22 protein-coding genes are annotated in these 24,209 nt (G+C 41.8%); 2 read left to right on the forward strand and 20 right to left on the reverse strand.

Annotated elements, in window-relative coordinates; genetic code table 11:
- Positions 1-7 precede the first annotated feature (7 nt).
- Positions 8-406 carry a hypothetical protein gene (locus AAC851_RS10900; RefSeq protein ID WP_125501153.1) on the forward strand — a complete coding sequence of 133 codons (399 nt, stop codon included), beginning with the start codon at positions 8-10 and terminating at the stop codon, positions 404-406.
- A gap of 120 nt (positions 407-526) precedes the next feature.
- Here AAC851_RS10900 and AAC851_RS10905 read toward each other — a convergent pair whose 3' ends face one another.
- From AAC851_RS10905 to AAC851_RS10990, 18 genes are all read right to left on the reverse strand, one after another.
- Positions 527-892: a Na+/H+ antiporter subunit G gene (locus AAC851_RS10905; protein WP_100834112.1), complete on the reverse strand. Its 366-nt coding sequence runs from the start codon at positions 890-892 to the stop codon at positions 527-529.
- Positions 893-903: 11 nt separating this feature from the next.
- Entirely contained in the window at positions 904-1,179 is a 276-nt protein-coding gene (locus AAC851_RS10910; RefSeq protein ID WP_004637697.1) for a monovalent cation/H+ antiporter subunit F, read from the reverse strand.
- Positions 1,176-1,703, reverse strand: a complete 528-nt coding sequence (locus AAC851_RS10915) for a Na+/H+ antiporter subunit E (RefSeq protein WP_004637698.1) — start codon at positions 1,701-1,703, stop codon at positions 1,176-1,178. Before AAC851_RS10915 ends, AAC851_RS10910 begins: the two co-directional genes overlap by 4 nt.
- Positions 1,703-3,514 (reverse strand): monovalent cation/H+ antiporter subunit D, encoded by a 1,812-nt coding sequence (locus AAC851_RS10920; protein WP_005088013.1) that lies wholly within the window; start codon positions 3,512-3,514, stop codon positions 1,703-1,705. Before AAC851_RS10920 ends, AAC851_RS10915 begins: the two co-directional genes overlap by 1 nt.
- Positions 3,514-3,882, reverse strand: coding sequence for a Na+/H+ antiporter subunit C (locus AAC851_RS10925; RefSeq protein WP_005083834.1), 369 nt, complete (start codon positions 3,880-3,882; stop codon positions 3,514-3,516). Before AAC851_RS10925 ends, AAC851_RS10920 begins: the two co-directional genes overlap by 1 nt.
- 1 nt (position 3,883) lies before the next feature.
- Positions 3,884-6,727 carry a monovalent cation/H+ antiporter subunit A gene (locus AAC851_RS10930; RefSeq protein WP_005083831.1) on the reverse strand — a complete coding sequence of 948 codons (2,844 nt, stop codon included), beginning with the start codon at positions 6,725-6,727 and terminating at the stop codon, positions 3,884-3,886.
- A 246-nt stretch (positions 6,728-6,973) separates the two neighbouring features.
- Positions 6,974-8,356 carry an AAA family ATPase gene (locus AAC851_RS10935; protein ID WP_100834111.1) on the reverse strand — a complete coding sequence of 461 codons (1,383 nt, stop codon included), beginning with the start codon at positions 8,354-8,356 and terminating at the stop codon, positions 6,974-6,976.
- Between the two features lie 114 nt (positions 8,357-8,470).
- Positions 8,471-9,979, reverse strand: coding sequence for a UvrD-helicase domain-containing protein (locus AAC851_RS10940; protein ID WP_005083827.1), 1,509 nt, complete (start codon positions 9,977-9,979; stop codon positions 8,471-8,473).
- Between the two features lie 9 nt (positions 9,980-9,988).
- A complete protein-coding gene (gene hisIE / locus AAC851_RS10945) occupies positions 9,989-10,756 on the reverse strand; it encodes a bifunctional phosphoribosyl-AMP cyclohydrolase/phosphoribosyl-ATP diphosphatase HisIE (protein WP_125501152.1) in 768 nt (255 codons plus the stop codon).
- 92 nt (positions 10,757-10,848) lie between these two features.
- Positions 10,849-11,229, reverse strand: a complete 381-nt coding sequence (locus AAC851_RS10950) for a VOC family protein (protein ID WP_125501151.1) — start codon at positions 11,227-11,229, stop codon at positions 10,849-10,851.
- 24 nt (positions 11,230-11,253) lie between these two features.
- A complete protein-coding gene (locus AAC851_RS10955; RefSeq protein WP_125501150.1) occupies positions 11,254-12,570 on the reverse strand; it encodes an FAD-dependent oxidoreductase in 1,317 nt (438 codons plus the stop codon).
- A gap of 210 nt (positions 12,571-12,780) precedes the next feature.
- The gene (locus tag AAC851_RS10960; RefSeq protein WP_125501149.1) at positions 12,781-13,578 is read right to left on the reverse strand and encodes an ABC transporter ATP-binding protein; all 798 of its coding nucleotides are present in this window, start codon (positions 13,576-13,578) and stop codon (positions 12,781-12,783) included.
- Between the two features lie 11 nt (positions 13,579-13,589).
- Positions 13,590-14,498 (reverse strand): ABC transporter permease, encoded by a 909-nt coding sequence (locus AAC851_RS10965; RefSeq protein ID WP_125501148.1) that lies wholly within the window; start codon positions 14,496-14,498, stop codon positions 13,590-13,592.
- 87 nt (positions 14,499-14,585) lie between these two features.
- Positions 14,586-15,965 carry a CmpA/NrtA family ABC transporter substrate-binding protein gene (locus AAC851_RS10970; protein WP_340600862.1) on the reverse strand — a complete coding sequence of 460 codons (1,380 nt, stop codon included), beginning with the start codon at positions 15,963-15,965 and terminating at the stop codon, positions 14,586-14,588.
- 302 nt (positions 15,966-16,267) lie between these two features.
- Entirely contained in the window at positions 16,268-17,887 is a 1,620-nt protein-coding gene (locus AAC851_RS10975; RefSeq protein WP_004637712.1) for an ABC1 kinase family protein, read from the reverse strand.
- Between the two features lie 12 nt (positions 17,888-17,899).
- Positions 17,900-18,568: a ubiquinone biosynthesis accessory factor UbiJ gene (locus AAC851_RS10980; RefSeq protein ID WP_125501146.1), complete on the reverse strand. Its 669-nt coding sequence runs from the start codon at positions 18,566-18,568 to the stop codon at positions 17,900-17,902.
- A gap of 10 nt (positions 18,569-18,578) precedes the next feature.
- Positions 18,579-19,520, reverse strand: coding sequence for a bifunctional demethylmenaquinone methyltransferase/2-methoxy-6-polyprenyl-1,4-benzoquinol methylase UbiE (gene ubiE, locus AAC851_RS10985; RefSeq protein WP_005083811.1), 942 nt, complete (start codon positions 19,518-19,520; stop codon positions 18,579-18,581).
- 191 nt (positions 19,521-19,711) lie between these two features.
- Complete coding sequence (locus AAC851_RS10990) at positions 19,712-20,419, reverse strand: FFLEELY motif protein (protein ID WP_005083809.1); 708 nt, start codon at positions 20,417-20,419, stop codon at positions 19,712-19,714.
- A 205-nt stretch (positions 20,420-20,624) separates the two neighbouring features.
- Between AAC851_RS10990 and pap the strand changes: the two genes are divergently transcribed.
- On the forward strand, positions 20,625-22,043 hold the full coding sequence (gene pap, locus AAC851_RS10995; RefSeq protein ID WP_125501145.1) for a polyphosphate:AMP phosphotransferase: 1,419 nt from the start codon (positions 20,625-20,627) through the stop codon (positions 22,041-22,043).
- Positions 22,044-22,072: 29 nt separating this feature from the next.
- Here the strand turns inward: pap and AAC851_RS11000 are convergent, their stop codons facing one another.
- Complete coding sequence (locus AAC851_RS11000) at positions 22,073-23,404, reverse strand: MFS transporter (RefSeq protein WP_125501144.1); 1,332 nt, start codon at positions 23,402-23,404, stop codon at positions 22,073-22,075.
- Between the two features lie 183 nt (positions 23,405-23,587).
- Entirely contained in the window at positions 23,588-24,088 is a 501-nt protein-coding gene (locus AAC851_RS11005; protein ID WP_004637719.1) for a hypothetical protein, read from the reverse strand.
- Positions 24,089-24,209 lie beyond the last annotated feature (121 nt).

Raw genomic sequence — 24,209 nt, forward strand, 5'->3', positions numbered from 1 at the left:
GGTATTTGTGTTTTGGCGAAAATATATATTAGCTATTTTGATTTGTTTTTTGTTGGTTTTTATTCCAAGCATCTATGAGGATAGAAGAGCTATCGAATCAAACTATGGAAGTATATGTGGAACATATATTGGGGATAAAGTTGTAGTCATAAATAGATATAGATCAATGAAAGAGATATTTTTCGAAATCTTGACTGTAGAGGGAGATAGTAAATACTTCTTAAAGAATATAAGTTTGTCTAAAAAAGCATCATTATTTTTTTGGGAAGAATCATCAAAGGAAACTAAGAAAATATTATCAAACATGATAATTGGTAATCGTTACTGTGTAACTTTTAGCAATAGTTATACTGAAGAAACTAGCGCTAAATTTCAACCTGTTTCTTATTTAATTAAAATCGATTAGCACAAAAGCGGCAGTGTAATTTGGGGCAATGCATATTTGTGATTTAAGGTAGGATAAATTTTTAAGTAAAAAAGCCACCTTCGGGTGGCTTTTTTATTGCTTCGATTTTTGTATAAAAGATCAATCTTTTTTACGACGATAATGCTGCCAAGGAAGCGGGCGATTCAAGGCTTCAGGGACGTCTCCACTATTTGAACGTAAGCGTAAATGGATTGCTGCTTGTGCCATCAAATTTGCAGATACAGGTGCTGTGATAAATGCAAAGAAGGTAATCAGCAATTCAGCAGCGCCAAAACGACCGTGAGCAGCGCCGAATACTATTGCTGCAATCAAAAAGCTACCTAAGCCCAATGTACTTGCTTTAGTTGGCGCATGAAGACGCATAAATAAGTCAGGTAAACGAATCATACCAATTGATCCGACTAACATAAAAAATGCGCCAAATACCACAAAAAAAGAAATGATGATTTCTACGGTAAGTTGCATGATTTATCTCCTTAATCAATCACATGCCCAGTTGTGAAATAACGAGCAAGTGCAGCGGTAGAAACAAAACCAAGCATTGCAACTAAAAGAGCACCTTCAAAGAAATTGGTACTGGCCCAGTAAATTCCTAATAGTACAATAAGACATGTCGCATTGAGGAATAATGTGTCCAGTGCAAGCAAACGATCAATCACAGACGGGCCTGCAATTAGACGGATCAAACACATGAACATGGAAATGGTGATTGTAATCAAACCAATGCCCAGTGCATACGGTAAAATAGTCATTTGCTCGCTCCCTCTGGTATCTTCGCGCTGAAGATTTCAATTAAAGGCATTTCATAACGCTTTTTAATTTCTTGAACATCAACCTCTGTATCCTCACAGTTAAGTGCGTGAACAAGAATATCACCACGTTCTTGATCGATTCCTGCAGAAACCGTACCTGGTGTCGTGGTGATAATCATCGCGAGTAAAGTGTTGACTTGTTCATGTTCAGTGTCTAAAGGAACACGATACCATTTGGGTTGCAATTTTTTCATTGGACCCAACACCATTCTTGCGACACGGAAATTTGAAATCACAATATCCCATAGCACCACAAAGAACAGTTTGATTGCTGCCCCAAACTGAATACGCGGGGTGTAGGCGATAAAAGGTCGCACCAACACTGGAATGATTACGGCTAATATGAAGGCAAATGTAAGACTCGATATATGCACGCTATTTGCCAACATTAACCAACTGACAAAAACCAAGCACGAGACAAATGGATGTGGAAAACAACGATGAAGCAAATTAAGTTTTTGCATTAGTGTTCCTCCATTGGCTTGAGCTGGGCTTCATTTGGAATCGTAGGAGCTTCTAAAATCTGTTCAGCAATTTGACGTTGCTTATACTCAGAAATATGTTCGCCTTGTAAGCTGGCTTTTGAAATCACATCAGGGATGAGTATCGCATTGTGATCTTCAACTTCACCGCCATATTTTGTTTCAGGAATATAGCTTGGATCAAAAGGTTGTACGCTGATCGCGCGTCCTTGAGAATCCTTTTTCAAGATGGCTTCATTATAAAGTGCGTGGTCTTGAATTTGCTGTGCTGTCGCAACGGCATATTGCTGAATTGGTGAGGCAAATACCACATATGCCATCAAACCAGCGAGTAATAGATAAATGGCTTTATCATTGCGGTTTGGTGCAACCTCTGGTAGTGCCAAATATTCAGCATGTGCAGGCTCTTTCGGGTTCTGTTCAGGTGCACTCGCACGCCAGAAAAGAATGAAACCGACACGGGTAAAGGCAATAATACTCAGTAAGCTCACGATCAATACGATGGCAATAATCCACGCTTGATAAGGACTTTCTGCTGTTGCTTGCAATATAAAAACTTTGCCTAAGAAACCACTAAATGGTGGTAGACCTGCCATCATTAGCGCAATCGTAAAGTAGGTAAATGCAGCCGCTTTTTCCTGTTTCATCTTTGGCGAGACTTTTAAGTGATCTTTGAATGCTCCTCGTTGAGAAGTGATCCAACCACAAAACAGGTAGAATGCAGCAGCAATTAACGTACTGTGAACAACATAGTACAATGCGGCTGACCATGCTTGCGTATTAAACATCGCAATTGCAATCAAGAGTGTACCAATTGACGACAGGACCATAAAGCCAACAAAGCGGCGTAAACGATCCGCGCCGAGCGCACCAATTACCCCATAAATCGAAGTAATTAGACCAATTACCATTAAACAGTTCTTAAAAATACTTTGTGCCATGGCATCATCAAAGACCGTGCCATTTACACGTAAAATGGCATAAATTCCGACTTTGGTCATGATGGTAAAGATCGCTGCAACAGGCGTGCTGGCAACAGCATAAGTTTTTGGTAGCCAAAATCCAACAGGAAGCATTGCGGCCTTAATTCCAAACACCACAAACAAGATTAAGCCACCAGCAATTGCTAGTTTATGTTGATCACTATCTAAAGTTGACATCAGGCGACCAACATCCGCCATATTCAAACTTCCTACGCTGCCATAAATCATTCCTAAACCAACAAGGAAAAGGGCAGAGGCGAGTAAGTTGATTGTGACGTAATGAACACCGAGCTGGAAACGTTGACGACCTTGACCATGCAACAGGAGTACATACGACGCCATCAATAAAATTTCGAAGAAGACAAACAGGTTAAACAAGTCACCTGTTAAGAAGGCGCCTGAAATCCCCATAAGCAAGAAATGGAACATGGCATGGAAATAACGACCACGTGTATCCCAATTTGCGCTGGCATACCACAGCACAGGTACAGCAAGTGCATAGGTCAACGCCAACATAAATGCGGATAAGCGATCAAGGACCAATACGATACCAAATGGTGCCGACCATTCACCCATCTGGTAAACGGTGATTTGTCCAGTATTGGCAATCACTAAATAACTTAGTGCTGTGATCAATCCTAAAATAACAGAAACCAGACTGATGCCACGTCGCCAAGGTTGTCGCCAATCTTGTTTTAAAGACCCTGAACCAGGATTGCCCAATATTAATAACAAAAAGCTCGTAAAAGCAGGAATTAAGATACTAAGAATTGGAGTATGAGTCTGCCAGAAGTGGTAGAAATCAAACATTATGGCTCATCCTCACGTGGTTCATAAGTCAAGGTTGCTTCTTCTTTGGAGTCAACATGGTCTGACCCCGACTCATAGCGACTGCGTAAAGCAAGTTGCACGATAAATGCTGTTGTCGCAAAGCCGATCACAATGGCAGTGAGTACGAGTGCTTGTGGTAAAGGGTCAGAAACTCTTGCCGTTTCAGTTAGCACTGCAGGTGCATTGACTTGGGTTCGTCCCATTGCAAATAAAAATAAGTTAACGGCATAGCCAATCATGACCAGCCCGAGAACCACAGGGAATGTTCTAGCACGCAGAATCAGATAAATTCCGGTCGCAATCAGTAAACCAATTCCAGAAGCGAGTAAAAATTCAATACTAAGCATATTATTTGTCTCCACTTGGGATTGGTCCAGACATACCAGAGTGACGCGAGTCACCTAGGACCGAAATCAACAGCATGGTGGCACCGACTACGGTGATATAAACCCCTAAGTCAAATGGCAATGCAGAAGCTAAATGCATTTTTCCAATCAATGGTGGCTCTACGTAGATATGCGCGCTGGTGAGGAATGGGCGTGCCCAGAACCATGCACCAACACCTGTCAAGCCAGCAATCATTAAGCCTGAGCCAATCCAAATTTCGTACAAACGCCCAGATTTGGCTTTAAGCATGCGTTCTGTTTGATCCTGCCCCAACGCAATATACTGAATAATGATTGCCATTGAGGTGACTAGACCTGCAATGAATCCGCCTCCTGGGTAGTTATGCCCACGCAGAAAGATGTAGACACTGATCACCAAGGCAAGTGGTAGGATCCACGACGCTGCAATACGTAACATGAGCGGAGATGGGTTGAAACGATAGGTAAGACCTTGAGTCACGGTCGTACCATGCGCACGCATACCATCCATGAGACATAAAGCACCAATCGCAGCAATACCAAGAACAGCAATCTCACCGAAGGTATCGAAACCACGGAAATCGACGAGAATCACGTTGACGACGTTAGAACCGCCTCCCAGTGGGATGGATTGCTGTAAGAAGAACCATGAGATTGAATTATGTTCGCGGGTAAGCAATAGCCACGTAATCCAACCAATGCCTAAACCACCTGCAATTGCAAGACTCGCATCTCGCCAACGACGTGGTCGGGTAGATTCATACGGTGTTAACTGCGGCAATAAAGACAAGCTCATTAACAATAGAATCGTAGTAACGACATCTACCGTGATTTGGGTTAAAGCTAGATCTGGCGCAGATAAACCGATAAACGCCATTGTCACCACTAAACCAACTGCACCACTGATGAGAATGGCTTTGATCCGTTCGTGATGGAACCACAACATCATCCAACAGCCAGAGAACAGTATCAACCAAAGCACGATCGCTGCCCAAGGTGCGTGATTAAGCTCACGCGTACCTGTGGTTAAACCTTGATTGAACAAAGGTATTGCGACCATCACAATGCTGAACAGTACGATTAAAAGTAGATAGAGCTGTAATGAACCAGTCTCAGTTTTTTGTTTGATTTTACGGCTTGTGAGTAATAAATGTTTTAGGAACAGTTCAAATAATACTTTTCCTTGCCATTTACCCAAATGAGGATCCAAATCAATTTTGCGAATACGGCCATCTTTCGCGAGTGCAAAATAAAAGATCGTACCACCGACGAGAGCGATTAAACTCATAATTAACGGCGCATTCACACCATGCCAAATCGCCAGATGTGTGCCAGCAAACTCAGGTTGAGCTAAGCTTGCGCGTGTAACGCTATTGACAAAGGTTTCTGCCAGCAGTGCAGGGAAGATACCCACCAAAATACAAAGCACAGCAAGAATAATGGCAGGTAAACGCATACCAATATGAGGCTCGTGAGCATCTTTATGCGGAACTTGTTTACCAATCTCGCCATCGAAAAACACACCATGGACTAAACGGATTGAATAACTCACCGCAAAAATACCGGCAAGAGTTGCAATCACAGCTGAAACCAACATGACTGGGCCTGACAAGTTTGCCAATAACTCCGTAAAGAACATTTCTTTGGAAAGGAAACCATTGGTCAGCGGAACACCTGCCATTGATGCAGCTGTGATCATGGTCAGCGTTGCAGTAAATGGAAGGAGTTGCCAAATTCCACTAAGTTTACGCAGGTCACGTGTTCCTGTTTCATGGTCAATGATACCCGCAATCATGAACAATGCTGCCTTAAAGGTTGCATGGTTGATGATATGGAAAATGGCAGCCGCAACTGCAAGGGGCGAACCGATACCGAGTAGGCACACGATCAAACCTAAGTGACTGATGGTGGAGTATGCCAAGAGACCTTTTAAATCTTCTTTGAAAATGGCAAAACCAGCAGCCATACAGAGGGTAAACAGACCGACAAAAGTTACGATATTGTGATACAACGCTGCACCAATAAAAATAGGTGCTAAACGAGCGAGTAAGAAAATACCTGCTTTAACCATCGTCGCTGAGTGAAGATAGGCCGAAACAGGTGTTGGTGCAGCCATCGCATTGGGTAACCAAAAGTGAAATGGGAACTGTGCGCTTTTGGTAAATGCACCAAGTAAAATCAGTAATAAAGTTGGTACGAAGAGTTCATGCTGTTGAATCACATCTTTCATCAATACCAATTGATCGATTTGGTAGGTTCCTGTGATTTGTCCCAATAGAACAAAACCACCCAGCATTGCTAGACCACCCATACCTGTAATAGTGAGTGCCATACGCGCGCCACGTTGAGCTGCATCGTATTGACTCCAGTAACCCACCAACAAGAAGGACGAAATACTGGTAAGTTCCCAAAAAACCAACAATAAAATGAGATTGTTAGAAAAAGAAATCCCCAACATCGCTGCCATAAACAACATCAATAATTGATAAAGTTTACTCAGGGAGTTTTTAGGACTGAGATAATAATAGGCATATATAAAAATAAGGGTGCCGATACCGCTAATCAGCAGACCAAACAATAAACCTAAGGCATCTAGGCGGAAACTTAAATTAATACCTAACTGTGGTAGCCAATCCCAGCTTTGTAGTAAGGCATTGCCTTGAAGAACTGTTGATGCCTGAGTTAACAGTAAAATAAAACAACTCAGACTGATGCCAATCGCCCCAATCGCAGCCATGCCACGTGAAATACGGTGCAAGTATGGGATTAGGGTGGTGCCGAGTATGAGCGGTAATAAGATAATAATCGGTAGCACACTGGTATCCATGTCGATGATATAGGTCAGAAACCTAAGGGTGAAATTTATTCAAGACTTACAGGCGTTCAAAGAGAATGCCAAAGCTTTAAATCTTGAAGCCCAATCAAGTTAATAGAGCAGTAAGTTGTATTGCGCAACTTAATAATAAAAAGCAATTTATCTTACTATAAAATGAACAAAAAAGATTGGCTTATTACACGAAAAACACAGATCAATAGGTAAAAAAATATGCCGAGCGGTTGGATTTTTTGGTGATTAAGAAGAGCTTCGTTGCGGTGTGTCGTCGATTCTTAATAAATTGAGCAACTCACTTTTTTCTTGTGGGTCAAGCTCTTGAATTTGATTAAATAATGTATCCACTTTATTGGGCGGTGTCGCTGCCTCTAGTAAGTTCGGATTGGGCGGTTCAGTTGGCTCTATGGGTTGGTATAATTCGTTATAAAGTTCAGAAAATTGCTGTTGGGACTGTTCTAAGTCGATCGGGAAAATTTCCTTCATATCGAGTTGTAAGCATTGATAATGTAAAGCGTGTTCAAGTAACTCATCACGATTGCCTGTGGCAATGATTTGCAGACGTGGGAATGCTTGATGCAAGCGCTCCAATATTTCAGCACATAGATTTTGATCGAGTTGCGTATCAATTTGATCAATCAACAAGATGCCTTCACCCTCTAAGCAGGGTTCAAAACAATTTTGGTTCAGTAAGCAGAGACGGCGACTAATATCCCCGACGAGTGCGATCCATGTCTTTTGTGATGCTGATAGCTGCTGGAATGGTAGTACCTGATCGTGATAACGAACCATCAGTTGTAACTTTGGCACATATTGAACGTAGATATCTTTCAGTTCTGGAAATACAGTGGTTAAGCTTTTTTTAAGGGCGTATAAGTTGGGTGCAGACAGTTGTTTGGGGTGATTCACCAGTTCCTGCTGTAATTGTTCCAACATCTCAGATTGATTTTGTTGGTTAAAATCATTGCCCATTAAACGTCTGACGATATGAGCTGAGTGAGCATTTTCAACATCACTAATTTCCCTAAACCATTCGAAGAAACGTGAAAAGGTGGTGTAGGGGATGGCGGTCAAGTCATAGGCTGACATTTTTTGTAAGATGCCCGGTACATTTTTACTTTGTAAATTTATCTCTTGTACAAAACGTTCAGCAGGATAATAGGCAATCAAAGGTAAACCAAAAAGTGGGTCTTGTTGATTGGTTTTTTGATATAAGCTTACCATTTGATCGAGTTGTTGGGTTTCTACTTGGCTAATGCCAACACCTTGATTATTATAGGTTTTGAAAAGCTTCCAGATACAGCTCTGAGTGTTAATCGCTTGTGCTGAGCTACTCTCGGTTAAGTTGCTGTTTAGCTCACTGCTGAGTTGGACTTGGATTTGGACTTTAGCTTGTAATCGAGTCAGCATGATGTCTTGGTCTGCAATCACCACACCTGCCGTCCGAATATCTTTATAGCGTGCTGAGAACCAAGATAGAGCGTGATAGATATTTTTTAAAACTGTTGTTTTACCTGTGGCTTGATCACCCAAGATTAAAGTGATCGGATGTTGTGCAGGAAAAAATTCAATTTTTAAATCACGAAACATACCGACATGTTTAAATTGAACCGATTCGATTTGCATATGCTCACCTTGGGATTTATGGTTTTCTTCAACCAGCGTTGCCTGATCAGCTAAAACGACATAAACAAGGCATGAAGCGCAGGTAATCGAAACAGACCCGAGTCAAGTGCGCTTTTAACCTGCGGACTGACGAAGCGTTGAGGGAGCGCGTTGTTTTAGCTTTAATTGTTGTATTAAGTCATAAAGATGATGGATATTTAAACTTACTTTAGCACGAGTACAGGCCACGTAAAGTAATCTTAATTCTTCATCTGTAATTTTATGTTCTAGTCCATTTATTTTAAATTGGTAATCATCTTCGATATGAACACGATTCCACTCCAATCCTTTCGCTTTATGCGCGGTTGAAATGACATAATCCGCTTGTTCAATGGGAGTGATTTTTGCCAAAGCTCTTTTGAGCGGTTCAGTTCCATGATCATCGACAAGTTTAACCAACGGTTTGATATCACTGCCATCATTGGTTTCGCAGTATTCATGTACATCATGCCAAGAGTTAAACCAAGCCAGCTCAGGGACATCGGTGATGCGTTTACCTTGTTTAAGCAAACTGGCAGCATCAACAAAACGACTCAGCTTCTGATGATCGGCTTGTAGACTGACTTTATCTCCATGTACCAAACCGGACAGTAATAATTCCATGGCTCTAGCATTGGTACGGCATAAAATCGCATCACGCATTTTGGTATGTGGTTTATTGACCACGCTTGATTTCATGTTTGGATTGCCGAGCAGCGGAACCGTTTCGTTTAACGCACCCAGTAGGCAATTTGCTACATCAGCAATTGCCTCACCAAAACGAAATGATGTGGTCAAACGACTTTCATGTAATGGCATCTGTTGCATTGCATTGACGGCGCCACGCCATGCATAGATTTGTTGATGTGCATCACCAACATAAATGACTTGTGTACTTTTCTGGCGTAACAAGATTCCAAGCATCAGTGGGTCAGCATCTTGAGCTTCATCAAACAAGACATAGTCCGCAGGGATATTGGGTTCTGATAGAGCCCAAAGCTTTAGATAAATATCATGTCCAATACCAGCTTGATGATTCTGATCAATTGATTCTAACCAACGACGTTCTACCGCAGGGTAAAGGTGCTGTTGTAATGCTTCGATATCATCTTGGTGTAACCAACTGGGTGCTTGGATATGGCGAGGTGCTGGGTATTGTGAACTGGTCGAGCAAAAATAACTGACAGCATTCGCGACGAGACTCGCAAGACGACTTGGCATCAACACATATTTTTCATAACGCCCGCCCATGAGACGACGAAGAGTAATCGGCTGTAGGCGATATTCTTTGGCAATAAAACTTGGACTTAGGCGTGGTAAGCGTAATTTGTCGGTCACACCACGCGGTACGCTACGAAAAGCAAGTGAGTGAAAAGTTCTGCAATTCACATTGCCATGAAATTTGCTTTGCGCTTCAGATGCGATGGCTTTATTAAACGCCAAGTACATACCACGCCGTTCAGGCATGGCATCACTGATCATTTGTAAGGTGGTGGTTTTACCTGTGCCTGCATACGCAATCACTTTAAAGGATTGTCCTAGGCGAGCATTGTCTATGGCAATCGCTTGCTCATAGGTGGCTTTGGGTTTCTCGATAGTCGACACAGGTTCTCGTTACGCTTCTTTGCTACGGTTGGCTTTTTCAACAAGGCCTGATAGTCCCTGACGGCGAGCCAGTTCATCCAATACTTCTTGTGGTTCAAGGTCGAAATAACCAAGCATAACAATACTATGGAACCATAAGTCTGCAACCTCATAAATCAGGTCATGCTTGTTTTCCAATGAGGCTTGGATAGCATAGTCTTTGGCAGCAATAATGCTTTCGACGCTTTCTTCACCGACTTTTTCTAATATTTTATTGATGCCTTTTTTATACAGGCTGGCGATATAAGAATTATCTGCTTCGGCTGTTTTACGCTGTTGCATCAAACGACCCAAATAAGCAAGTACATCGACTTGTTCATTTTGATTCTGCGTATAGGTTTCTGTTTTAGCAGATGCACCGTAAATAGCAGTTGGATCTTTCAGTTGAGCATCAACAACTTCCCAGCCTTGTGGCGTGAGCTTACGATAGAAACAAGACTCACGACCTGTGTGGCAGGCGATTCCACCATGTTGTTCAATTTGCAGAATAATTACATCCGCATCGCAATCCAAACGAATTTCATGCACAGTTTGGAAGTGCCCTGATTCTTCGCCTTTGTGCCAGAGCTTTTGACGTGAGCGTGAGTAATACACTGCCTGATTTTTTTCAGCAGTTAGTTGTAAAGCCTCACGATTCATCCACGCAACCATTAACACTCGACCAGTTTGATGATGTTGTGCAATGGCAGGAACAAGACCATTGGAATCAAATTTAACTTCATCTAACCAGTTTGACATGAGTGAAAAATCCATTTGGTGGAAAGCCGTTAGTGTAGCGTTTGTGGCTAGGGTTGGCTATGCTTATAGGGTAAAAAGTCGAAGATAGCACGTTAAAGATAGTTTGAGATTTCAATCAAATTCTGATCTGGATCACGAATATAAATCGAAAGGATTTTCCCCATCGCACCTGTTCTTTCGATTGGACCTTCAATGATTTCAATATTTAGCTGTTGCAGATGTTCAATCACTTTTTCTAGTGGTGTTTCAGCAATAAAACATAAATCGGCTGAACCCGCAGTCGGTTGAAATGCTTTGGGCTCAAACGTTTTTCCGACTTGATGTAGATTGATTTTTTGATTGCCAAATTTTAGTGCTTTACGGTTTTCGCCGAAAGTAATGACTTCAAAATTCAGGGTTGATCGATAAAACTGACAGGTGATTTCAATATTAGCGACGGTCAAAACCAAGTGGTCTAAATGGCTAATTTTCATATTTAATTCAACTCTCTTTATTTTTTATTCACATTCAGGTAAGGATTGATTGTTTGTAATTAAACGATTTTCATGGCGTTGATACTCAGCAATTTGCTGATAACTCATTTGTTGAAGAGGTCCTTTTTTTAAGCCTGAAATGGTGATTGCCATTTCTTTACGGAAATAGGGGATTTGATACATCCACGGGAAAATCAAGTCACGTAAACCACCCGCCCACCAGTGATCTGACTGATATAGTGGTGTCAACAAACGGCTGAGAAATTGATAGAACTGGGTCGATGAGCTGCGTTGTAGATGATAGTGTTGCCACAATATCGACCACTCAATTTGCTGATTTTTCTTGGCAGTTTGTAGCGATTGCGAAAAAGCCCATGCATCTAACAGCGCCATATTGGCACCCTGTCCGAGTTGTGGGCTCATGGCATGGGCTGCATCCCCAATCACACCAATTCGACCTTGTCCAAATTGTGACATCACTACATCACGATATTGAGCTGATAGCCATTGCGGTTGATTTTGCTGGTCTAATAAAAGCTGCTTGAGCCATTCTGCGACTTCAGGCCAACGATCTGAGACTTGTTTTAACCATTGTTGTTTTGCAGATTCATCATTTAAAAATGAGTGCAATTGTGAGGTCGGTAGGCTCCAAAACACACTGGAAAGTCGTTGTTGTGGTGCTGATGGGATCGCACCGGTAGGAAGAATCCCCATCATAATTTTAGCGCGATCATAAAACTGATGCAGGATTTCAGGATTTAAGCTTAAACATTCAGGTACGATTGTCCATGCGGCACCCCAAGGATAAGGCTGATCGATTTTAACCCATGCTTGGGGGCGAAGTTGGCTGCGTGCACCATTGGCAATCAATACAGTGTCAAAACAATCATCAAAACTGTGCTGTTTGAATAAACCCAATACTCGAACTTCGTTTTGTTGCTCTTGGATTTTTTCAATACAATGGCTCATTCGCCAAGTCACTTGACTGGAATATTCAGTCAACTTTTCAGTTAAGACATGACATAAAGTGGCACGATGAATCCCGAGACCAAAACGGTGAGCTTCGGCTTGATGATAATGACTATTTACCAATAGACGCTTATCGGCAAGTTGTCCTTCTAAACCTATGACTTTTGCACCGAGCTTTAAAGCTTGATCAAGGATGCCAAGATGTTCAAATACAGCTAAACCCGCGGGTTGTAGCAGTAAACCTGCGCCAACAGGAGAGAGTTGATCCACCTGTTCAAAAATAGTGACTCGATGACCTTCACGAGCCAGTAAAATGGCTGTCGCTAGTCCCGCAGTACCAGCACCAATAATGGCAAAATGAGCTGTGTGCATGTATGTTTAAATCAACTTTTTGCGTCGTTATCTCTGTTATTAAATAATAATTTTGTCTTATGGTCGGTTAGGATGCCGTATTTGAATAGTACTGGTTTTAATAGAGAAGTCAAAGTCTCGCAATAGATAGATACAGTGCGCATTACAAAAAAGCCTGCATGGCTCGTCTCATAAAGACGCATCATACAGGCATATCTAAATCAGTAGATACTAAGCTTCAGCGTGTTTATGCTTATGATGCAAGAAAGCAAGTACTTCACCTCGATAATGATTGAATTGCGCATCTTCAGCTAATGCGAGACGATCACGTGGTCGGGGCAGATCAACTGTTAAAATATCACCGATGGTTGCCGCAGGACCATTGGTCATCATCACAATTCGATCAGATAGTAGCACTGCTTCATCCACATCATGTGTAATCATGATCATGGTGTTATTCAGCTCTGCCTGAATTTGCATGAGTGCATCTTGTAGGTTACTGCGCGTGAGGGAGTCCAATGCACCGAACGGCTCATCGAGCAATAAAACCTTGGGTTTCATGGCGAGGGCACGCCCAATCCCGATACGTTGCTTCATGCCACCTGAAATTTCATTGGGTAATTTGTCTTTAGCATGCAACATATTGACTTGATTAAGATTGTGAATGATCCAGTCATGGCGTTCGGCTTTGGTCATCGTGGTTTTGAATACCGAATTCACTGCAAACTCAATATTTTCATAGCAGCTTAACCAAGGCAGTAACGAGTGATTTTGAAAGACCACAGCGCGATCACTGCTTGGAGAGTTGACTTCTTTACCATCGAGTAGAACCACTCCTTGAGTGGCTTGGTATAATCCCGCAACGATATTTAAAACGGTTGATTTACCGCAACCTGAATGTCCAATTAATGAAACAAACTCGCCTTGATGAATGTCTAGGTGAATATCCTGTAAAGCGGTGAAGGTTCCACCACTGTCTTTTTCGAACACCATATCGAGATGTTGTAAAGAAAGATATGCTGTACTCATGAATGAACTCCTTAGCGCGTGGCAAGTGATTTGTCCCAGCTAAAACGGCGTTGTAGCATGAGCATAATGCGATCGAGGGCGAAGCCAATAAGACCAATGGTAATGACCGCGACAAAAATTCGTGAGGTAGAAAGACTGCTGCCATTTTGGAACTCATCCCAAACAAATTTACCCAAGCCAGGATTTTGAGCGAGCATTTCCGCTGCAATCAGTACCATCCAACCGACACCGACGGATAAACGTAAGCCTGTAAATACCATCGGAATAATGGCTGGCAATACAATTTTGGTGAGATGGGTATACCACGATAAATTCAGCACTTTACTGACATTCATAAAATCTTGGCTAATTTGTCCCACACCGACCATAGTGTTAATGAGGGTAGGCCAGATGGTGCACATGGCAACAGTGATGGCAGAAATGACAAATGATTTTGATAACCCTTCGATTGGGTGGACATATAAAGAGGCCACCAATAGGCTCACGATGGGTAGCCAAGCAAGCGGGCTAATGGGTTTAAAAATTTGAATCAGTGGATTTAAAGCGCGATAAAAATTAGGACTGAGCCCACAAAGTAAACCGACTGGGATCGCAATCATCGAAGAAATGAGACATGCAGTGAGAACTGTCTTTAAGCTCGTCAGAATTTGATCAATAAAGGTCGGTGGCGCGCTAAAGATTGCGGTTGATCCTTCTGGTAAATTGGCATAAAAGGTTTTTGCGGCTTCACGTTGATTCGAGAACTCCGTCATTAAGCCCTTAAAGGCGTTAAAGACTTCAACTGGACCTGGTAAATTGCCAATATTGGTTTGTATTTGTTGCGATGCACCTTGCCAAACCCCTAAAAAGACCAGAATTGCAATCAAGGGTAAGATGATACTTAATGCAGAATGACGTGCTTTTGTTGATAGTTTTTTCATGAAAATTCCCCCGATAACATCAATATAAATTTGGCGGGATAAGTGCACCTTTAGCTGAGGTAGCACTTATCCCATGTTCATAGAGAATTATTTCAAGCCAATTTTAAAGGATGCCAAGAACGCATTGGGTTGGTTCGCATCAAAGGTAACGCCATCCAAAGCGCTGGTTGCTGGTGCCTTGATATAGGTTGCAGTGCTAAAGTCAGGGAAGTCTTCTGCTTTCATTTTGCCTTCAGCGATTAACTCTTTTGCTGCTTGTGCATAGATTTCTGGTTGATAAGCTTTTTTCGCCATGTCTAAATACCATTGGTCAGGCTTGGTTTCTGGGATATGTCCCCAACGACGCATTTGGGTCAACCACCAGACAGCATCTGAATAATACGGAATGCCGTATTGACCTTTATAAAAGGTATTGAAATTCGGTACAGGGCGTTTATCACCTGCTTCAAATTCAAATGTTCCTGTCATACTGTTGGCAATCACTGCCTCATCTGCACCCACATAGTTGGGTCTTGAAATAATTTTGACGGCTTCGGAACGATTGGCATTGTTGTCTTGATCTAACCAATACGATGCACGGATTAATGCTTTGACAACTTTAACTGTGGTGGTTGGGTTTTTCTCTGCAAAGTCTTTGGTCATACCAAATACTTTGTCTGCACCATCTTTCCACATTTGATCAGAGGTGGCGACAGGGACTCCAATTTTTCTAAATACAGCTTGCTGGTTCCACGGTTCACCCACGCAATAGCCCATAGTTGTACCCGCCTCCATAGTAGCGACCATTTGTGGTGGTGGTACCACTGAAAGCATGACATCTGCACCTTTATTGCCTGAGGTGTCGTTAGCATCATAAACACCAGGATTGACACCTCCAGCAGCTAACCAGTAGCGCATCATGTAGTTATGTGTACCTACAGGAAAGGTCATCCCTAAATTAAATGGCTTCCCAGATGCTTTGGATTGGTCGGCTGCTACTTTTAATGCTTCGGCACTAATAGGGTGCTTCGGTTTGCCATTCTCCATACTCAATTGTGGTTTCATTTGTTGCCAAACAGCGTTGGAAACAGTGATTGCTGCGCCATTATAAGAAAGGGTAAATGGGGCAATGATTTCTTTATTACCTGTGATGCCTGTCATTGCACCAAGAGGCATCGCCGCGAGCATATGTGCGCCATCTAACTCACCGCCTGCAACACGGTCATACAAGACTTTCCAGTTAGATTGTGCTTCAAGCTGTACATTTAATCCTTCATCTTGGAAATAGCCTTTTTCATGGGCAATTGCTAATGGCACCATATCTGTCAGCTTAATAAATCCAAGTTTAAGATTGGTTTTTTCAGCGCCAGTTGCTGTGTTTGAAACGGCATCCTTTGCTGTTTCTGGTTTTTTCCCACATCCGCTGAGCGATAAGACGACAGCAGTCATACACATCGTTAGACATGTTGATTTGACGAAATGTGACATAATCGTTAGACCCCTATTTTGATATCTCTTGGTCATCAGCTTGGTGATCTATGCTGATTGATATTTTATTTTTGCTTGTGAGCGGTGTGATCGGGGCGTGCAAAAAAAGACAATACAAAATCATGATGACGCCCTCACAACTCAATCCATATATATGGACAAGCAGTTCTACGGGCATCATTGGCCGTGAATTAAAAAATCACCTTTGATTTTTTATAATTATGAAGTAGCAACTTGTATGCCAAATCATCAAAGGTCTATACATTATTGTTTTATAATTTAAGTGTGAAATACCAAAACTACTATTTAGTCATACGCCAAAGCGCTAGTAGACTGCTTAAAACGATCAATACAATTGAGATAAACCAAGGGCTTATAATTGCAATCGTCAGCATAATCAACATGGTGCTACCAAACATCCAGCTGCGACGTTGTTGCTGTTGCATTTGTAAACGCATTTGTTGAATTTCTTTGAGCTGTTTGTCATGCCATGCAGATTGATTTTTTAAACCATTGAGACTATCAATCAGCAGACTCGGTAGATCCTGAGCGCCCAATAATAGATCAGGAATTTGTTGTCCAATCTCTTTAACATTTTTCACTGGGTTCATGTTGGCTTTGACCCACTCTGTCAAAATAGGTTTTGCCAATTTCCAGATATCAAGCTGAGGGTAAAGGTCTGTGCCTAAGCCTTCAACATGAACCAACGTCTTTAACAACAACATCAGTTGTGGTGGAATTTCCAAATGGAAGCGACGTGCAATATCCATCACCTGAATCAAAATGCCTGCGAAATCCAATTGATCCATTGGTTTTGACACCATTGGACCGACAGTACGACGCATTTCTCTTGATAATGCATCTTGATCAGTGCCCGGTGGAATCCAGCCTGCTTGATGCACGATCTGAATCAACTGCATGAAATTACTATTCATGACGGCAAGTAGCATCCGCGCAACCGTCATTTGATCGGACTTGGATAATTCGCCCATGATGGCACAATCTAGTGCAATAAAACGCGGATTACTTGGGTTAATGGTTTCAACAAAGACATTACCCGGATGCATGTCAGCGTGGAAAAAGTTGTCACGGAATACTTGCGTAAAGAAAATGGTCAAGCCTTTTTCTGCCAAATCAGCGCGATCCATGCCAAGACGATCAAAGGTCGCAATATCTGAAATAGGAACACCTGTGATACGTTCAGCCACCATTACATCTTTACTGTCCATGTACACTTCAGGCACATACATCATGCTTGAGCCAGTAAAGTAGTGTCGCATACGACGGGTATTGTCTGCTTCTAAGCTTAGATCCAGTTCATTTAAGATAATTTGGCGATAATCTTGAATAATTTCAGATAAATGTAAGGCACGAGCAGCTTCTAAACGATTTTCTAGCCAATCACCAAGCCATGTTAAAATTTCAAAATCTTGTAGGATTTGACTGCGAATATCAGGGCGAGTGACTTTAACTACGACTTCACGACCATCATGCAACGCCGCGGTATGCACTTGGGCGATGGATGCGGCGGCGAGCGGTTGCTCATCAAAGCGCAAGAATAAGGTGTCAACATCCGCCTTTAGAGACTCTTGGATACGCTGCTTAGCCAGTTGTGTGTCATAGGGTTTTACGCGGTCTTGTAATAACACCAGTTGTGATAATACTTCAGGTGGAATTAAATCGCGGCGAGTTGAAAGTAATTGACCGAGCTTAATCGCTAACGGCCCCATATCTTCTAATGCTTCTTTGAGCTTAAGTGGATTCTTTTTCTCTCGACTAGACCACGCAGCAGGGTGCATTTTGATGACATTTAATGCATGGCGTGCTTTTACTGGTAATTCTTCCGCAGGGAACAAGGTATCAAGGCGGTAATGTGCTGCAATACGCCAGAGTTCAAGTAACCGTGTAATATGCGGAATCATATGAAATTTTACCTAGTCTTGTGTGGGATTAAACTGAGATTGTAACTGCTGAAATTTTGCTTCTAAACGATCTAATTCTTGATTGAGCTGACGAGTCTCTCGATTCAGATCATCCATTTGCCAACGCGGAGCAAATAAACCACTATCTTCTTTGAGCGCATCTTCGACAAAGAATAAATGACTTTGTAACGAGCGTTTTATGTGTTGAGACGCAAGCTGAACTTTCCCTAACTCATGTGCGAGTTGTGGTCCAATCCAAGGGGATAAATGTGCTGCCAGATCTGGTTCGGCTTGTTGCATGATCCGTTGAATATCTTGCAATAAGTGATAATCACCTTCCAGCGGAATGTTACCTATCTGATCCATATCACTGAGCAGGAGCTTGATCAATTCAACCACGTTTGTAACGTGCAGAGTGGCTGTAGCATCCGTAATTTTATTTTGGACATCGTATGGACGTTGCTCAAAAATAGATGGGGTTTGACTTTGTCCTGTCACGGTCGGTTCTAGTCGAATTTTATTCTCATCAAAAAATACATCAACTGAGAGTTGTGGGCTATCAATCACAACACGTAATAATTGACCTTGTAATTGATTGAGCTGAATGCGAGTAATCGCATCCAAGTCAATCATTTGATGAATGATACGCTCGACTGCACCGAGTGCTAAAATCGACCACATATCTTAAGCCTTACAATTTGAATCCGCGGTGAACTGCAACAATACCACCGGTTAAGTTGTGGTAGTCACAGCTTTGGAAGCCTGCATTTTCCATCATGCCTTTGAGGGTACGTTGGTCTGGATGCATACGAATTGATTCTGCAAGATATTTATAGCTCTCAGAATCATTTGCCACTAATTTACCCATGATTGGAAGTGCGGTGAATGAGTAAAAATCGTAGAGTTTTGAAAATGGTTCAAAAACAGGTTTTGAGAACTCAAGTACCAATAAACGACCACCTGGCTTAAGTACGCGGTACATCGCTTGTAAAGCCGCATCTTTGTCCGTCACGTTACGTAAACCAAAACTGATTGTCACTAAATCAAAACTATTATCGGCAAATGGTTCTAAAGTTTCTGCATTGGCCAGTACGAAATCAACATTGGTACAACCTGCATCAATTAGACGATCACGACCAACGTTCAGCATTGATTCATTGATATCTGAAAGAACAACATGTCCTTGAGGACCCACTTCACGGCTAAACACTTTGGCTAAGTCACCAGTACCGCCAGCGATATCTAGCACGTGCTGACCACGACGAACGCCTGACATATTGATCGCAAAGCGTTTCCATAAACGGTGAATACCAAATGACATCAGGTCATTCATGATGTCGTATTTGCTCGCCACGGAATGAAAGACTTCTGCAACTTTTTGTGCTTTTTCATCACTGCTTACGGTTTGGTAACCAAAGTGTGTGGTTTCACCGACATTGCCTGTATTGGCACCACGCGGCAAGTTGTATTTCGGTACTGAACCTGTAGGTGTCGAAGCAAGACCTTGTTGTAATGATTGTTGCTGACCTTGTGGTGTGCCTTGAGGCAGTGGCGAGCTTAGGAATGGACTGACTTTGTCTGAACTTGGTTTTTGCTCAACTTCTGGGGTAGGCTGTTGGTTTTCGTTAGACATTGTTTTCTCCTAAACTTTCGTTCTAGCGGCACGAATCAGCATGCATAATGACAGATTTTGTATTTTTTTACAGGCTTTGCTGCGTAATTGTTATGAATAATATACAGAAACTCATTTTCCCAAAAGTTTTTTTAAATTGAATTGGCGAGTGATAAATCTCCCTCTACATTGAGAGGGAGCAATGCATCACTTTAAGCTTGGAACGGGTTTGGATGTCCAGCATGGACTTTATCAATAATTTCACGTTCTTTTTCTGTAAAGGTTTGGATAAAGCTGGCTGCTGACTTCATCGGTTTCATCGCTGCAAAACCTTCTTGAATAAAGGCATACATGCGTTCAAATTGATATTTATTGGCGATCCCTTTACACATTTTAAACGCAGCATACATCATGGTCGAGCGCATATATTTGTCTAATGTTAGGCCTAGCTCATCCAGTAACTGTAATTGTTCATATCGAGCTTCACCTTGATCCAATTTGATTAAGGTTTGACGCATGATTTCATCTGTGAGCGGTGTGTCCAAAGGGTAATCTTGTAAGAGCTGAATCGCGACTTGTTCATCCAATTGTGTTGCGAGGACTGCAAGACTGACCGATTTGGTTCCTGTTTTGATTGCATTTTCAGGGAGCAGGCTTTCTGCTTTATGCGCATATTTCAAGAGACGTTCGATTTGCTGAGCCATGGCATCAAAATCAGGCCCGCCATATAAACGATTTAAAAAATACTGAGCCATCAGTTGATTCTCAGGTAGGGCAAAAAACGCTTGGTGTGTAGCCGCGATACGAGTCTTCATCCATGCTTGAACTTCATGCAGACGTTGTGCAATCGCTGGATCTTGGTGGTAATTTAAATTTTGATATTTTAATAAAAGATCATCAAATGCAGCGAGTTTTGACATATTTGAACTCTATGAAAATAAAACCATGAAATCATAGGCTGCATCATACCCAAGAACTATGACAGCATAAACGTTAAATGTTTAACAATTGGTCACTGTGGCTATACACTGACAATATCTACAGAAATTGTACATTTGTGTTTCTAAACACCAAAGCAGTTATGACTATACTCGATGTTATTAAATCATGCACTTAGGGTGAAAAATGAATGCGCAAACCCCTGTATTTGAATTGCGAGATGAAGATGAGCTGTCTTTAGATTTGATCGAAGCACAATATGCTTTAAGAGAGAGTCGGGACCAGAAAAATGCAAAAAGTGTTTTGGTCTTGGTGAGTGGGATTGAGTTGGCCGGAAAAGGTGAAGCCGTTAAACAATTGCGAGAATGGCTGGACCCTCGTTATTTGCGAGTAAAAGCGGATGCTCCTCAGCGCTTATCAAACGATCAGGCATTTTGGCAGTCTTATACTCGATTCATCCCCGCAGAAGGACAAATTGTGGTGATGTTTGGCAATTGGTATAGCGATTTACTTGCAACCGCGATGCAGGATCCCAAAGCATTCAAAGACAGTACCTTTGATCAATATGTTCAGAAGATGCGTGATTTTGAAAATGATTTGCGACAAAATCATGTCCATGTGATCAAAGTTTGGTTTGATCTCTCATGGAAATCCTTACAAAAGCGTTTAGATCAGGTTGATCCATCTGAACAGCATTGGCATAAATTGCATGGATTAGATTGGCGTAATAAAAAACAATACGATACTCTGCAAAGTTACAGTCAGAGATTTACGGATGATTGGTTCATCATCGATGGTGAGGATGAAAAGCGCCGTGATCAATACTTTGCTCAATATATATTACAAACCTTACAGGCTTTACCAGAGCATCCAACACAAGTCGAGCAGACATGGCAACAGGCCAGTATTCCTAAAGAATTATTAGTACCAGATCAGAACATATTGGAAAAAGAGCAATATAAAGATCAGTTAAATGAACTCACCCGTAAAGTCGCTGAAGCGATGCGTTGTGATAAGCGGAATGTCATTATTGCCTTTGAAGGCATGGATGCTGCAGGTAAGGGTGGGGCTATCAAACGTATCGTCAAGAAACTTGATCCACGCGAATATGAAATTCATACCATTGCAGCACCAGAGCGTTATGAGTTACGTCGTCCATATTTATGGCGGTTTTGGAATAGATTGAATGATAGTGGCAAAATCACCATTTTTGACCGAACTTGGTATGGGCGTGTCTTGGTGGAGCGAATTGAAGGTTTTGCATCCACAGTGGCGTGGCAACGTGCCTATGATGAAATCAATCGGTTTGAACAGAATCTAACGGATTGTCAGACGGTGATTGTCAAAATCTGGTTAGCAATCAGTAAGGATGAGCAAGCGCGTCGTTTTAAAGAACGCGAACAGACCTTGCATAAGCGCTTTAAAATTACGGAAGAAGATTGGCGTAACCGAGATAAATGGGATCAATATTTAGAAGCCGCCGCAGATATGTTTGAACGAACGGATACTGCAAATGCACCTTGGCATGTGATTGCGACAGATGATAAATACACTGCAAGAATTGAGGTTTTGAAAGCGATATTAAAACAGCTGAACGTTGATTAAGCGTTCAGCTGTAAAAGGTGCATACGCTTTTATTTATCAGAAATAAGTGCAGCGTGTTGATCAATTGAATGTTGATGGGTTGAGACGTTGCCACGAATCATTTGCTGTTGGCGGAAAATGATTAAGGTGGCAATCAAGCTAATGATTGCAGCAAGCATTAACCAAAAGGCTGGCATACTTTTGCTACCAGAACTTTGTACCAGATAGGTCGCAATCATTGGCGTTAGCCCACCAAATACCGAGGTCGCTAAACTATAAGCAACCGAGAAACCTGCGATTCGAACTGAGCTTGGCATGATTTCGGTGAGAGAAACCACCAGTGCGCCATTATAAAAACTATAAAGTAGTGATAACCACAGCAATGCGAGCAGCATATGAGCCAAACTGATGTCATGGGCTAACCAGTTCAGTAAAGGATAGGCACTCAGAAAAATCAGTACCGAGGTGATAATCAGTAATGGTTTTCGACCAAATTTATCAGAAAGATGACCACCAATAGGGAGGAGCAAGAAGTTACTTGCGCCAACCATGACGGTTGCAATTAAACTTTCAGTGCTGCTGAGGTTGAGGACTTCTTTACCATAGGTCGGTGTGTAAACAGTAATGAAATAAAACATGGTGGTGGTGGTTGCAACCATGCACATTCCAAGCAACACAATTTTCCAGTTTGCTGCCAGCGTGCGCATGATTTGTCGCGTGGTTGGATGTTCCTTACGAGCACTAAATGCTTCGGTTTCTTGCAATGATTTTCGTAACCAAAAAATGAAAGGAATAATTGCGCAACCGACGAAGAACGGAATACGCCACGCCCACGCATCGACTTGCGCCTTGGTGAAAATGAGACTGACAATATAGCCCAACGTGGCGGCAAAAATGACAGCGACTTGTTGGCTAGCGGATTGCCAACTGGTAATAAAACCACGATTATGAGGTGCTGCGATTTCTGATAAATATACTGAAACACCGCCAAGTTCTACGCCTGCTGAAAATCCTTGAGCGAGTCGACCGATGAAAATAAGAACGGTGGCTGCAAACCCAATGCTGGCATAACCAGGCGTCAGTGCGATCAATAATGAACCGGCTGCCATAATACTTAAGGTGACCATTAAGCCTTTGCGTCTTCCGATGCGATCAACGTATGGACCAAGGACCAAAGCACCAATTGGACGCATTAAAAAACTCACCGCAAAGATCAAAAAAGTTTTCATCAGTGCGGCATAGCTACTATCAGCGTGGAAAAAGGTTTCTCCTATGGCTTTTGCGTACAGCCCAAATAGAAAGAAATCATATTGTTCGAGGAAGTTCCCACTTGTGACATTAAAAATGGCACGTATTTTTGACGTTGTTTGTCCGTGTTGCACAACGACTCTCCATCATTTATTTGTCATCGTGGGATGGAGAATAAAAATATAATCTTGATCTAAACTTAAAAAATTAAGTGAATATTAACGTTTCTGTAGTTTTTGTGTATGTGATCGCCGTCCTTTGAATCTATCGTTTCAAAGGACGGCTTTGATGAATATTTTTATTAGGTCGAAGCAAAGTTAGTTCGGTGCAAGACTTTTCTGTTGGATTCTTTTCGCAAGGTTATAACAGTCTTGGATGTGTAATTCGGTAATTTTTTTCATCATAAAATAACCTAAACTTGCAGCAACGATTTGCCCGCCTAAAGGAATAAATTTGGTGACTTGCTTGGTTGCGATTTTTGCAAAAAAGCCGTTAAAGGATTTTTTCATAGCAGTACGCGCGACCAATAAGCCTGAAAACTCAAATCCACGCTTACGAAGTTCATTCCAATGAATTTTTTTAGTTTCAGGGTCATATACACTGATGTGTTCGGGTGCAAGACCAAAACGGGCATTAATCTCTGGAATAATGTGAGTGAGCATACTGAGATCGACCACCACATCAAAGAAAGGAATCGGAACAATCGCTGCTCCTGCTGAGTAATAAGCAGTTTTTTTGGTACGTTCTAAGCATTCTTGGCGAATTTGTTCCAAATTTAAATTTGGGTCAATAAAGTCAGGCGCTTTTTCAATTTTCATAAAGTAATACCTAAGTTTGTCCCTTGAATATTGGATTTTGAAGTGTATATATAACGAGTAAGCAATCCATTATTCAATCGTATTTAAAATAAATTTATATTTCATGTTGCCTAACGTGACA

The sequence above is a fragment of the Acinetobacter sp. HZNU-JH01 genome, from assembly GCF_037996845.1.
Classification (GTDB): domain Bacteria; phylum Pseudomonadota; class Gammaproteobacteria; order Pseudomonadales; family Moraxellaceae; genus Acinetobacter; species Acinetobacter haemolyticus.